The following is a 13,752-nucleotide window of genomic DNA, read 5'->3' as shown; positions in this document are numbered from 1 at the left end:
GTTTTAGATAATCATCATAAAGCTACATGTTTACTGCTGTTAGTTAGTATCTCAGAAAAATAATTGTAGTTGTTTAAGACTTCTTTATTCACATATTTACTTAAAGGGTAATTAAAATGTTTATATGCCGATGTAAATTCGTAAATACGATAATTCAGAAGTTTAGCTTCTACCAGATCTTTTTTCCAGTTCTTAAATTGAGTTTTAGTCATATTGCCTTTTTGAGCAATTTCTTTATGAGCTATGAGTTTCATTGTCAATTTTTTACATTCTGTGATCATGGACTCATATTCTTTTAAAGAATATTCTATAGTGTTTGTTTGATTTACCGTATTGTTATTTTTGATTTTATTGGTATATACGACTTGTTCTAGATAGGGTGTATGATTAACTTTTTTTAAAAGATCATGCGCTACTAAGTAATATTTTTTGCTTTTACTATGGATAATAAGAGTCGTAGTTTCCTGAAATACTATATGATTTTTCGGTATATTAAATTTTTTAATGATGCTATCTTGAATTAGTTCATTTTTAAAAAACGGACCATAATCATTACTAATAACTTGATAGTTTCCTATTTTTTCAAAAACACCTGATAAGTTGTTATAGTTTGCTCTATCGCCTAAAAGAAAACTTTTTTCATTTTCGATTCTATCTTTTAATAAAGCAATTGTTTTGTTCTTTTTTATCATTTTTGCTTTATTTCTTAACATATTGATTCTTTGATCAATTGTTTTGTGGTAAGGCTTTGGTTTAGGATTATTTTTGGTAATTGATAGCACCTCATTTTTTAGATAATTATTAAAATGAAGTGGGTTATTCTTTATTATATCTAAACCATTTTTTTTGTCCGGTACAGTGTTATCGTCGGCATATACGAAAATATCTATATTGTAATTATCTGCAATTTTTTGAGCTTTAATCAGCTCCTCTTTTCTAATATCTATAGGAGCATTTGAATTCTCGAAAATTTTAATATAAGCACTAATTAGATTTGTTTTTTTGTGCTTGATGAGTGCTTTTTCATATGCATTACGTATGGTTATACTTTCTTCTTTTAGATTTAAAATCTTTTTTTGCAATGAGTTATATACATTATTCTTATTCATAGATTTTTCAATAAAAACATTTGTCAAATCTTTTTTATGTACCTCATATAGTACGGGTGTATATTCGAACTCACTTAAAACTTCATCGGGATATGTTAAGTTTAAAGTATATAGTTTTGATTGGCAGTATGTCCCAGAGATACACAAGAAAAACAAGATGAATAGTGTGGTTTTTTTCATGTTTGATAGCTTAAATATTTTCTTAATTGTTTTTAGTTTTTTTTATTCTAGCTGTTTTAAAGAACTAGAGATTTTATGTATATCTTGCATTATTAAATAGCATAGAATATCATAATATTATAATTATGTATTTACCATTTATTCAATAATTTAATTAATAAGTGTTTGTTGCAAAAACACTATTTATACATTTTGTAACCATTAATAGTGGTTAGTAATTTGTTATAGTCAAATGTAATTGCACATAACGAGCATCAAAAACTTTTTAAATACAAAAAAAGTACTGTTTTACCATAAAAAATTGACTCTCAGGAATGTGTGTTTAAAACACTTGTTATTGTAAAGTATTGATTTTAAAGATATTGAATTTTGTTTTTTAGAAAATATTTGAAATTTAATATTTAAAATTTATGGCTTAAAATGTGAAAAATTAACATTTTAACCGTGTTTTTAATCGAAAAAGAGTGTATTTCATCGAATTGACTTTAAAAAGAACATCAAATAACCAGCTTAAAGTCAATTATTTTAAATGAAATGATGTGTTAAAATTTGATTTTTAGGCCTTTACCTTTATTTTTTTATGATTAGACTCAAATAAATCATGGTAAAGCTTTTAAATTATAATAGAGAAAAAATGAAAATTAGTTTAAGAGATAATCTACAATTAACTAGGTTTAGATATTTTAGATGAACCTAAAATGATTTCAATTTGTAGCTTAATGTTTAGACATATGGTATAGTCATAACTGGGTTTGAAAATAAATTCAATTCTAACCCATAGAAAAGATTTTAAAAAAGAACAATCAGTGTCGTCTTTTCAAGTAGATTTAAACAAAGGGGTGGTATAAATCAAAAAGAGTTTGTAAATAAAGATGTTGAGGTTGTAGAGCGCAATACAACCCCAACGATTTATGTTTTATAATACAAGTACACTATTGTCGGCAGATGCAAAATCGTTCCATTGATAACCGTCAGCTTCAGCTTCGTTTGTCCATTCACCATCTACAACATATTTGAATTCAAACTGATTATCTTTAGGAAGGTTAATGGTTCCCTTAAAATTTCCGTTTTTGAGTTTTTTGAGAACTGTAGCTTTAGTGTCCCATTCATTAAACTCTCCAGCCACACTTACATTATCAGCTTCTTTGGCAGGAACAATAAAAGTGACTTTACAAATTGGTTTAGACTTTAAGTATTGTTTGGTAATCATAATTCTATTTTAAGATTAAATATTGGTTAATAATTAGATGTTAAGTTACTATAAAACTTCAAACCTGAAAAGTTTGAACTTTCAGATTTTCAGTAATTTAATTAACATTTAACATAAAGATATTGACGATAACGATGTAGTTAAGGGATAAAAAACTTTATAGCATTCATTGTATGACCTTAGAGTACTTTTTAAAGAAAGTCAAAAACCTCTATTTTAAGACAATCAGAGTTATATTAGTTTAGTAGATAGTAACTTAGTTCTTTTAAAAGTAGTTGTAAAGATTAAGTTTTGTGATGAAGTTTTTTTAAGATAGACGCCCTTTGGTTAGAATTAGAATATAAAATAAAGGTGTTTAATTGATTTGATTTTATAGATTTTTTAATAGCACTTCAAGATCTTCAATAGTATTGTAAAAGTGCAAACTTATTCGAACCCCTGTTCCTCTCAAAGAAGTAACAATGTTGCGCTCATTTAGATGGTTAAACACTTTTTCGTTTGTATTTAGGTTAAAAATAGAACTGTGCTTTTGTCTTTGCAAAACAGAATGCTCTAAAAGATTTAACTTAGTAAATTCTTCTTTGGCAAAACTGGTTAATTCCTGAATTGTATGTTCAATCGTCTTTATCCCAACTTTAGATAAAAAATCTAACGAATTTTTTAAGCTTCCAAAGTTATAAGTATCCAAATGACCACATTCAAATCTAGCCTGTAGATTAGTGTATGATGGGTCGTAGTCAACTTCTAGAGCAGTTTTTTTGTAGGATACTGGTGTTAAGTGATCTAATACAGAATCTTTAAATAACATAAAACCATTACCGTAACCTCCCAATAGCCATTTATAGCCACTACATCCAAGAATGTCTATTTGTGAGTCTTTAAAATTGAAATTCTTAGTGCCACAAAACTGTGTTGCATCTGCAACAAATAGAATATCAGGGTATTTGGTTTTGAGTGCTGTTACGAATTCGAGATCTATAGCGATTCCATTTATATATTGTACAAGGCTAAATGCAAAAATATCGGGTTTGTTTTTCTGTATTGCTTTTTCAATATTTTGTTCTAGACTAGCATCTACTTTTGCAAAACAAACTTCAAAACCTTTGCTTTGTACCGAAAAGTTGATTGAAGGGTAATCTTGATCTAATAAAAGTACTTTTTTATCTTTTTCAAGTCCATTTAAGAGCGTATTAAAGGCAAGCGAAAAGTTGGGAGTTAATATGGTATTGTTAGCAGAGGCATCAAAAAAATTAGCAATAGTTGTGCGAACACCATTTAAAAATTCTTGTTGCGAATTCCTAAAAATACTCCCACCAATAAGAAAGTCTAAATCATGTTCTTGTCTTTTATCTAATAATGAATCATAAAGTAATCCAGAAGAAGCAGTGTTGAGATATGTATATTGTGATAATACAGGAAATTCTTTTCTTAAATTCTTCATAAGTAATTTTAGGGCTTTTTGTTAAAAACTATATCTTTACTAGCCGATACTAAGTTAGCATTAATATGTTTTCAAGAAGAAAAGAAATTCCACAAATTGATCCGCAACAACGTGAACTCTATGAGCACGCACGAAAAAGAATATTACAAAAGAAAAGATTGTTTCAGCATTTTGTTGTTTTTGTAATAGGAGCGGTTTTTATGGCTGTATTAAATTTAGTTTTTGGTTTTGGTAAGACTGTTACTTTTTTTGGTACTGATTGGTTTGTAATAGGTATTATATGTTGGGCGTTTCTATTTATTTTACACTTTTGCAATGTATGGTTGTTTAGCAAGTTTATGGGACAAGAATGGACAGATCGTCAAATGGAGCGCCTAGTCGCTAAACAAAAAGAAGAAATAGCATTGATTCAAAAAGATATAGAGTTGATGTATCCCAAAGAAGAACTGATCAAAAAGAAAGAAGAATTCATTAAAGGAAAAACATCCGATATTGTTGAAGAATTAAAAGGACCCAAACCTATGATTACAATGATTGCAGCTGCAGGAGAAAATAATGCTCTAGGAAAGGATAATGATCTTGTATGGCATTTACCTGACGACTTTAAGCGATTTAAACAGATTACAACTGGCCATCCTATAATTATGGGGCGTAAAACATTTGAATCTTTTCCTAAACTTTTACCCAATAGATTACATATTATAATTACTCGTAATAAAGACTTTCAAGCAGAAGGAGCAGTAGTTGTAAATAGTCTAACAGATGCTCTTGAAGCGGCAAAAAATGATCCACAACCTTTTATTATAGGCGGAGGAGAGATTTATCGTTTAGGGATGGAAGTTTCTGATTGTATAGAACTTACACGAGTTCATGGTGAATTTGAAGCCGATGCATTTTTTCCGGAAATAGATACTGCACATTGGGAGTTGGTTAAAGAAGAGTTTCATGATAAAGATGAAAGACATCAATTCCCATTTACATATTTGACTTACAAAAGAAAATAGTGTTATCTCCAAAACACATAAACCATTTTGAAACATTACTTTCTGAAAAAATTAAAGAATCGTACCTCTTGTCTGGAGGAGATATTAATTCTGTGTATGCATTAATAACAAAAAATCAAAAAGTTGTTATTAAGCTTAATAGTAATTCTAAATTTCCAGGATTGTTTGAGGCAGAGGCTGCTGGACTGCAAAAACTACGGGATTGTAACTGCTTTGTAATACCTGATGTGTTACAAGTAGGAACTTTGGGTGATGATGCATTTTTAATGATGCCATATATCGCTAAAGGAGAAAAAACAACTAACTTTTCAGAAGAGTTTGGAAAACGATTAGCCCAACTACATAGAGAATCTAAACCGTATTTTGGATTTGAAGAGGATAATTATATAGGAAGTCTTTCTCAAAAAAATACTAAGTGTAAATCAGCCTTTGATTTTTATATCGTAAGTAGATTAGAACCACAGTTTAATATGGCGATACAAAAAGGATTTGCCTTTTTAGGTTTGGATATGTTTTATAAGAATATAGAAAATGAAATTCCTTCTGAAAAATCGAGTTTGGTACACGGGGATTTGTGGAATGGAAATTATATAATAAATGAAGAAGGACTACCATGTCTTATTGATCCAGCTGTTGCTTATGCATCAAGAGAAATGGATATTGCAATGATGCATCTTTTTGGTGGATTTGATAACCGTATATTTGAAGTATATCATGATACTTATCCTTTGATAGAAAATTGGAAAATACGACAACCCATTTGGCAATTGTATTACCTATTGGTACATCTCAATTTATTTGGTGTTTCGTATTATCAACAGGTAAAAACAATTGTAAAAATGTATTCATAGTATCCTTAACAATGTACTTTGAAACTTTATAACTTAGAATCCTTACTTTTGTGAAAATTTTAAACAAACAGCACATGAATGCATATGTTTTTCCTGGTCAAGGAGCTCAATTTTCAGGAATGGGTTTAGATTTATATGAAAACTCAGCTATAGCCAAAGAACTTTTTGAAAAAGCCAATGAAATATTAGGTTTTGAGATCACCAAAATTATGTTTGAAGGCACTGCAGAAGAGCTAAAACAAACTAAAGTAACACAACCTGCTATTTTTTTACACTCAGTAATACTTAGTAAAGTACTTGGAGAAGATTTTAAACCAAATATGGTTGCAGGACATTCTCTTGGTGAATTTTCGGCATTAGTAGCAAATGGTACTTTAGATTTTGAAGACGCATTGCGATTGGTGTACAAAAGAGCATTAGCTATGCAAAAAGCTTGCGAATTAAAACCATCTACAATGGCAGCAGTTTTGGGGTTAGAAGATGAAGTTGTAGAGAACGTATGTGCAGGAATTGATGGAGTAGTAGTAGCGGCTAATTATAATTGTCCAGGTCAATTGGTAATATCAGGCGAGGTCGATGCTATTGAAAAAGCATGCGAAGTTATGAAAGAAAAAGGGGCAAGAAGAGCTTTGGTTTTACCAGTAGGAGGTGCTTTTCATTCCCCATTAATGGAACCGGCAAGAGAAGAACTGGCAGCGGCAATAGAAGCAACTACCTTTAACACACCAAACTGCCCTGTATACCAAAATGTAACTACTACAGCTGTTACGAATCCTTCAGAAATTAAAAAGAATTTGATAGCTCAGCTTACAGCTCCTGTTAAGTGGACTCAAAGTATAAAGAATATGATTAATGATGGAGCGACGTCATTTACAGAGGTTGGTCCTGGTAAAGTGTTATCTGGACTTGTTAAAAAAGTAGATCGATCTATGGAAACAATTTCAGCAGCAATATAATAGAACAAGATTGTAAAAATTAACCCCTAACGGTGCATCACCTTTAGGGGCTTTTTTATGCTGTATTTCATAAATAAATTGATTTGATAATAATTTAAAATAGTAATAAAATTAATGTGATCATTGAAACTATGCTGCTTAACAAGCAAATATTAGCCAGCACTATATAGTTTAATTTAATTTTTGTGTTCATAATAAAAGTTTTAAAAGTGATGTGTAATTGTTTTCCCTATTATACTCCTTTTTATCTGTGTATTGCATAACTACAAGCTTTAGGAAGCTCTGATAATATGCTAATAATGTTTTTGAAGTTAAATCTGAATTTTGTTTTAAATAAGTTCATAGTAGTTTTTTTTATAGTTATTAGTTTTAAGTTTGATACCAGCTATTTAATAATGTATTAATAATCGATGAAACAAAACTACAAGAGATTCTTCTGAAAAAATATTTCATCCTATTGTATTGGTGCGAAATATCAAACAGAAAAAAGTGTTAACTTGTTGATTATTAGTTGTTTTTAGGCTATTGGGATATGGCGGGGGAAATAGTTTTTATAGCACTGAAGGGTAGGGAATAAGTAAATTTATGATAATCTTAAAATCCTAATTATTTTGTTTTGAGCTCACCTTTTATAAATTTATCAATATACATTGCTATTTCTTCACCTTTTTCTTCTTGTAAAAAATGTCCAGCATCTTTAATTATGATCTTTTGTTGCTCATTGGCGGTGGGAATCAACTTATAAAAGAATTTTTGAAGACCACCCAATACTTTGTCATTATCTGAAAACATAACTAGAGCAGGTTTATCCCATTTTGAAAGAACATCTCTTGCTTTTTGTATTGGTTTTACAGCAGGATCATTAGGTGTAGCGGGAACCAACAAAGGAAAAGCTACTGCACCACCCTTATGTTTACGATTGGGGAATGGTGCTTCATATGCTTTAATAACTTCAGCAGGGATCTTTTGATAAGAGGCTTGGCGTATGATAGTACCAATCGATAGAGAAGGGTGGTATTTAGCATACATTCTCCAAAGTTTAAAAAAGAAAGACATTTTTTTTCCGACAGGTAGAAAAGTATTTAGTACTACTACTCTTTTAAATCGTTCAGGGTACTTTGCTAATAAACAGAGTCCAAGAATACCTCCCCAATCTTGAACTACCAAAGTAATATCGTTTATATCTAATTTGTGAATTAAATTTTCTAAAGACCTAAAATGTAAGTCAAAACTGTAATTTTTGCGCCCAACAATTTTATCAGACTTACCAAAACCAATAAGATCTGGAGCAATAAATCGATAATCTTTTAAAATAGGGATGAACTTTCTGTATAAATATGACCATGTGGGTTCTCCATGTAATGCTAAAATTGTTTCACCTTTTCCTTCATCTATATAATGCATTTTGAGAGTATCGAAATCAACAAAATTCTCTGCATAAGGAAAATCTGTAATTGATTTGAAACGAGTAAAATCTGGCTTTAAGATTTGCATAATTGTAAAGGATTAATAATTGGACTGTATATTTGGTCGTATTAGTTGTAATTTCCTGAAAATTATCCTTCGAGAAAATCTTTTGTATTTTCTTTTGTTTTGGTGTCTAAGAGTTGCAATAGTGTCGGCATTCGGTATGCACCATGCATTGATTTTATCATCATATATGCTGTTTGTAGTTCGATTCCAATAGCAGAAATATATAATGGTTTTTTACTTTCGCCTCGCAAGAGTTCTAAAACATTATTTTTATTGGCATGAAAACCAGATTTAGCAACACCTATAATGGGGATTTTTTTGTCAAGAGCCTCAAATAAATGACCGCCAAGTCCAAATTTTCCTGAATCATCAAGTATCACAAAACTATCTACAATGATATAGGTTACTTCGTTTAGATCAACTTGTTTTAAAATACTAAGAATACAGGGTAATTCTCTCTTGTAAAAAGCTCCGGGTTCATATGCCGAAACACCTTCTATAATTTCAGAATAAATATGTATGGGTTGATTATTAGAAATATCAGTAAAGCACACACAAACGGTTTTTGCTTTATTTTTATAATAATATGTGTCTAGGGCTAGAATCATGATTAATAACAATTTATGATATCAAGTTGTGGATTTTGGCATATTGTAATAACATAATTGTTTTGGCATCTTTTATCTCACCAGAATACATCATTGACATTGCTTTTTCGAAATCTAGTTCAAGCACTTCTATATTTTCTTGCTCTTCTTGAATGCCGCCACCTTCACTAACTTTCATGTCACTAGTATATTCAGCTATAAAAAAATACAATACTTCTGTTACAGAACCTGGAGACATATAAGATTCAAATACTTTTTGCACTTTATCTATTTTATATCCAGTTTCTTCTTCAGTTTCTTTTCTAATACAATCTTCCGGATTGTCTTGATCCAATAATCCAGCACATGCTTCGATCATCATACCATTAGTATTACCATTAATATATGTGGGTAATCTAAACTGACTGGTTAGGATTATTTTCTTGATACTGGCATTGTATAATAAAATTACTGCACCATTTCCTCGATCATAGGCTTCTCTTTGATGTGTTTCCCATTGTCCTTGTTTGTTTAGATATTCGTAAGTTACTTTATGAAGTGTATACCAATTATCAGATAAAATTTCTTTTTTGGTAATTTTTATGTTTTGATTCGACATGAATTGATGTGTTATCGCATTTAGACTACAAAATAAACAAAAAAGAAAAGGTGTCTGGGATAAATGTGTAAGATCTGATAGAGCTTTTTTCTATTTGGATTGAAGTTTTTTTAATATGGCCGCTCCGCTACTATTTTTTGGATCTATTTCAACGGATTTTTTGTAGTTTTCAATTGCAAGTTCGTTATTTCCATCGGTCATGTATGCTTCGCCTAAGCTATCATATACATTTCCAGATTTAGGAAAAGCATCAACATTAAGTTTAAAAATTTCGATTGCTTCTTTAACTTTCCCTGATCGTAATAATTGGTAACCTGCGCTATTCATTTCTCTTTGGTCAATTTTATGAATTGCAGATTTTTTTAATTTTTTGAATTCTGCGAGACCAGAAGTGATACCATTTTTTTTGATGATATCTAGTAATGAAAATGCCAGCGATTTTTTAGGCTCTTCATAAGGAAGGTTATTAAGAATATTTGTGATAGCAGTAGTCATTTCTCCTAAATTAGTTCTTCCCGTATTATTGAGTAGTATAACAAAATTTTGATCAGATGGATATCTAGAGATAAGTGTATTAAAGCCATTAATACCACCCCCATGACCTATCACTTTTATACTATCATTGCTTTTACCTATTTTTTGATACCGAATACTCCATCCATATCCATAGTTTGCTTTAAAAGGTGTATACATTAACTCTTTACTCTTTTTGGAAATTAATTTATCCGTATATAATGCTTGATCCCATAAATACAGGTCTTCTACGGTAGAGTACATTGATCCGGCAGCATAAGGGATAGACATATCTAGAAATCCAGCATTTAGATACGAATTTCCATTCTTTTGATAAGCTCCGGCTCTATTTTTTAGAATTGTATGGTGATGATCATAACCTGTATTGTTCATTTTTAATGGAGTAAAGATATTTTCTTGCAGCATTTGTTCATAAGTCTTACCTGATACTTTTTCTATGATATATCCTAGTAAGAAGTATCCTGAATTACTGTAGGCAAATTTTTGACCAGGTACAAATTGTAATGTAGAGTCTTTAAATACGTTAACAAATTCTTCTGGGGTGTATGGATTGCGAGATGTATTTTGAAAAAAACCAGCAAAAGAGGTATAATTTGGAATGCCAGAAGTATGTGTAAGTAAGTGATGAATTGTTATTTTATCCCCTGTGGCTTTGGTGTAATTAGGTAAATAAGTAGTGATCGGAACATCTAATTTTAATTTTCCTTGCTCAACTAATTGAAGAATTAACATTGCAGTGAATTGTTTCGTGATTGAACCCAATCGATGTTTAGTATCGGGTTTGTTCTTAATATCCCATTCCATATTAGCTAATCCAAATCCTTTCTTATATACTACTTTTCCCTTTTCTGCAACTAAAACAGAACCATTAAATTGGTTATATGATGAGTACAGTTGCATAACCTTATCAATCTTATCTACTTTGGTTTGTGCTGTAGAAATAGAGATTGTAATTAATTGAAAGAAGATACCAATACACAATATCCTTTTTGAAGTTTGACTTAAGTTAGATTTCATGATCGTGTGGTTTTTTGATTAAATGATTGTTGCGTAACTATATGTCTAACTATTTTTAAAATGTTACTAAGTATTTTTTGAAAGTAATGGATTTAGCTTTCTAGAGGTTCTGTGTATTTTACGATATCAATTCCGATACCATTGGGATCTTCAATAGCAAAGTGTCTTTCACCCCATGGTTCGTCTCTTAGGTCAACTTTGATTTCGATATTTTGATTCTGTAAATTATGATAAAACTCATCAACATTTTCGACCTCAATCGTTAAATACATTCCTTGTCCTTGAAATTCTGGGTGAAAAAAAGGGTGTTGAGTGGGATGGTTGGGTAAAAGAAAACTAATTGTATCTTTTTTGTTTGGTGTATGTAATAAGAGATAAAATTCGTTCTCAAATTTTATAGTAAACCCTAGGTGTTCGGTATAAAATGATTTTGTTTCCTGGAGTTTTGTGGTTAGAATTCCAGCATTTAGTCTCATGTTTTTAGGTTTTAAAATTTATGATTTATCTAATACTTTATGTTTTTTTAGCTTAGCCCAATCTGGCTGATATGTTTTGATAATTTCAAGATTCATTCGCAGTAATCCAATAGTTCCAATACCCAATACAAACAATCCAATAGATATTTGATTTAATTCAGGTTTTTTAGTAAAAAACATTGTGATAATGGCTAATGAAAAGATTGATAATACGAGTATACCTAAATAAATAATCCAAAGTTTTGCATTTTTTGGATTCCCAAATATTTTGTCACCAAGTTTAGTTCTTTTTTTTATGTCGGCAAGCGAAGTAAAACTAAGTCCAATTCCTATAAATAACAATCCTAAATTATAACTTTCAACAAAGTTTTGATTATCAAAGATTATTGGTTTATAGCAATAATATAGTGCAATTATTAAAAATGGATATTGTAAAAAACTTATATAATGAAATATTTTAAAGGTTTTTTCCATGATTAATCTATGTTTTCTGGAGGTTGAATTTTAAAATCAGTTTTAATATAATTTATACGATATAACCCATTAACTTAAATCTTTAACTGCAGTTCCTGTAATCTTAATTTTTCCACCAAAAGGTAAAGCTTCTGCTTGATATATAGTTCTTGCTGGTCTTTTACCTTCAGGGAATAGAGCAATATATAATTTATTTATTTCTGGTAAATATTTTAAATCATCAAATGCAATATCAATAAATACGACATCGTTTTTTGTAAACCCAGCATTTTTTAAAGCTGCAAAAAAGTTAGAGAATGCCAATTTGCCTTCTTCTAAAACGGTTCCAGAGACATAATCGCCATTAGGATCAACAGCCAATTGACCGCTTACAAAACACATATTATTAACCACAACAGCATGGCTTATAGGATTGGGCCAATTAGGTAGTCCTTCTCCCGTTGTGATATATTTTTTTTCGCTCATATCCTTATGTATACATTATTATGCTTTAAGATAGTTTCTTTGTAGGATAAGTTTTGGTATAGATTATTTTTTATAAACTTTGCCATCTTTCATTACAAACACAATATTTTCCATAGTGCTTATTTTTTTGGTAGGATCATCATTTACAGCTACAATATCGGCTAGAAAACCAATGGCAATTTGTCCTAATTGATCCTGCATATTCAGAAGTTTCGCATTGGTTGTTGTAGCGCTTTGTATTGCTTCTATAGCTGGCATTCCTGCTTCTACCATAAATTCAAATTCTTTTGCGTTTTGGCCATGTTTATATACTCCAGCATCAGTACCAAAAGCAATTCCGACCCCTCTTTTATAGGCTTTACTAAAAGTGTTTTGAATTTTTGGCCCAATTTCGAGAGCTTTAGGAACAATAATAGCGGGATAGTAATTCTTAATAGCGGCTTTTTCGGTAACCTCTTTTCCGGCTGTAATAGTTGGTACTAAATACGCATCGTGTTGTTTCATTAAGTCCATGGTTTTTTCACTCATCAGAGTACCATGTTCAATAGTTTTTACACCTCCTAGTATAGCACGTTGCATCCCTTCGTCACCATGAGCATGTGCAGCAACATGAAAACCGTAGTCTTTTGCGGTTTCGCAAATAGCTTTTATTTCTTCTAAAGTGAATTGCGGATTTGAACTACTTTTAGCTACACTAAGTACGCCACCAGTAGCGGTTATCTTAATAAGATCTGCGCCATTTTTATAACGTTGTCTTACTGCTTTTTTTGCATCACCAATACTGTTAACTACTCCTTCTTTAGGACCTGGGTCACCAATTAAAATTCTCTTACTTCCATTAGTGGGATCAGCATGACCTCCTGTGGTTGCTAAAGCTTTACCAGCTGTAAAAACTCTTGGACCATCTATTCTGCCTTTACTGATAGCTTTTTTAAGTGAGATATTAACACCACTACCGCCAAGGTCTCTTACGGTTGTGAATCCTGCCATTAGCGTAGTTTTGGCAAATTCTACAGAGTTATAAGCAATATCAGCTTCGTTATCAGTATATCGTTGTATATATTTTTTAGGGTTTGTTTCCTCTTCTAAATGAACATGCATATCAATCAATCCGGGCATTACCGTTTTACCTTTTAGATCAATAGTAGTATCTCCTTTTTTACCGGTAGTATATCCATCCTGAATTTTTGTTATTTTATTTCCCGATACAACTATGGTTTTTTCAATTAAAATTTTTCCAGCTTTGGTATCTATGATTTTTCCGCATTGTAAATACGTATCCTGCGCTTGCGAGAAAAAAGTACAAGCGAATATTAAAATAAGAGTGTGTAACTTTTGCATTGTGTGAAGTGTATA

At 30.7% G+C, this 13,752-nt stretch carries 14 protein-coding genes; 3 read left to right on the top strand and 11 right to left on the bottom strand.

Annotated features, from left to right (window positions below; all coding sequences use genetic code 11):
- Positions 1–14: 14 nt before the first annotated feature.
- The 3 genes from AWE51_RS19280 to AWE51_RS19270 form a co-directional block, all read right to left on the bottom strand.
- Positions 15–1,289 (bottom strand): hypothetical protein, encoded by a 1,275-nt coding sequence (locus AWE51_RS19280; protein WP_066316952.1) that lies wholly within the window; start codon positions 1,287–1,289, stop codon positions 15–17.
- A 916-nt stretch (positions 1,290–2,205) separates the two neighbouring features.
- Positions 2,206–2,502: an isoamylase early set domain-containing protein gene (locus AWE51_RS19275; RefSeq protein ID WP_066316950.1), complete on the bottom strand. Its 297-nt coding sequence runs from the start codon at positions 2,500–2,502 to the stop codon at positions 2,206–2,208.
- Positions 2,503–2,869: 367 nt separating this feature from the next.
- Positions 2,870–3,940 carry an aminotransferase class V-fold PLP-dependent enzyme gene (locus AWE51_RS19270; protein WP_066316947.1) on the bottom strand — a complete coding sequence of 357 codons (1,071 nt, stop codon included), beginning with the start codon at positions 3,938–3,940 and terminating at the stop codon, positions 2,870–2,872.
- 65 nt (positions 3,941–4,005) lie between these two features.
- On the opposite strand from AWE51_RS19270, the gene AWE51_RS26210 reads away from it, so the two are divergent.
- The 3 genes from AWE51_RS26210 to fabD all read left to right on the top strand — a co-directional run bounded on the left by AWE51_RS26210 (position 4,006) and on the right by fabD (position 6,751).
- Positions 4,006–4,944 (top strand): dihydrofolate reductase, encoded by a 939-nt coding sequence (locus AWE51_RS26210; protein WP_082832518.1) that lies wholly within the window; start codon positions 4,006–4,008, stop codon positions 4,942–4,944.
- Complete coding sequence (locus AWE51_RS19260; protein WP_082832517.1) at positions 4,944–5,795, top strand: fructosamine kinase family protein; 852 nt, start codon at positions 4,944–4,946, stop codon at positions 5,793–5,795. Before AWE51_RS26210 ends, AWE51_RS19260 begins: the two co-directional genes overlap by 1 nt.
- Positions 5,796–5,869: 74 nt before the next feature.
- Complete coding sequence (gene fabD / locus AWE51_RS19255) at positions 5,870–6,751, top strand: ACP S-malonyltransferase (RefSeq protein ID WP_066316945.1); 882 nt, start codon at positions 5,870–5,872, stop codon at positions 6,749–6,751.
- Positions 6,752–7,357: 606 nt separating this feature from the next.
- Here fabD and AWE51_RS19250 read toward each other — a convergent pair.
- The 8 genes from AWE51_RS19250 to AWE51_RS19215 form a co-directional block, all read right to left on the bottom strand.
- Complete coding sequence (locus tag AWE51_RS19250; RefSeq protein ID WP_066316940.1) at positions 7,358–8,245, bottom strand: haloalkane dehalogenase; 888 nt, start codon at positions 8,243–8,245, stop codon at positions 7,358–7,360.
- Positions 8,246–8,307: 62 nt separating this feature from the next.
- Positions 8,308–8,832, bottom strand: coding sequence for an endonuclease V (locus AWE51_RS19245; protein WP_066316939.1), 525 nt, complete (start codon positions 8,830–8,832; stop codon positions 8,308–8,310).
- Between the two features lie 13 nt (positions 8,833–8,845).
- A complete protein-coding gene (gene nudK / locus AWE51_RS19240; RefSeq protein ID WP_066316938.1) occupies positions 8,846–9,430 on the bottom strand; it encodes a GDP-mannose pyrophosphatase NudK in 585 nt (194 codons plus the stop codon).
- Positions 9,431–9,520: 90 nt separating this feature from the next.
- Positions 9,521–10,981: a serine hydrolase gene (locus AWE51_RS19235; protein ID WP_066316937.1), complete on the bottom strand. Its 1,461-nt coding sequence runs from the start codon at positions 10,979–10,981 to the stop codon at positions 9,521–9,523.
- 92 nt (positions 10,982–11,073) lie between these two features.
- Positions 11,074–11,457: a VOC family protein gene (locus AWE51_RS19230; RefSeq protein ID WP_066316935.1), complete on the bottom strand. Its 384-nt coding sequence runs from the start codon at positions 11,455–11,457 to the stop codon at positions 11,074–11,076.
- 18 nt (positions 11,458–11,475) lie between these two features.
- A complete protein-coding gene (locus AWE51_RS19225) occupies positions 11,476–11,931 on the bottom strand; it encodes a hypothetical protein (RefSeq protein WP_066316932.1) in 456 nt (151 codons plus the stop codon).
- A gap of 69 nt (positions 11,932–12,000) precedes the next feature.
- Positions 12,001–12,396, bottom strand: coding sequence for a RidA family protein (locus AWE51_RS19220; RefSeq protein WP_066316929.1), 396 nt, complete (start codon positions 12,394–12,396; stop codon positions 12,001–12,003).
- Between the two features lie 63 nt (positions 12,397–12,459).
- The gene (locus tag AWE51_RS19215; protein WP_066316926.1) at positions 12,460–13,737 is read right to left on the bottom strand and encodes a metal-dependent hydrolase family protein; all 1,278 of its coding nucleotides are present in this window, start codon (positions 13,735–13,737) and stop codon (positions 12,460–12,462) included.
- Positions 13,738–13,752: the final 15 nt, after the last annotated feature.

The sequence above is a fragment of the Aquimarina aggregata genome (assembly GCF_001632745.1).
GTDB classification, from domain to species: Bacteria; Bacteroidota; Bacteroidia; order Flavobacteriales; family Flavobacteriaceae; genus Aquimarina; species Aquimarina aggregata.
This window is presented reverse-complemented; position numbering and strand designations above follow the sequence as displayed.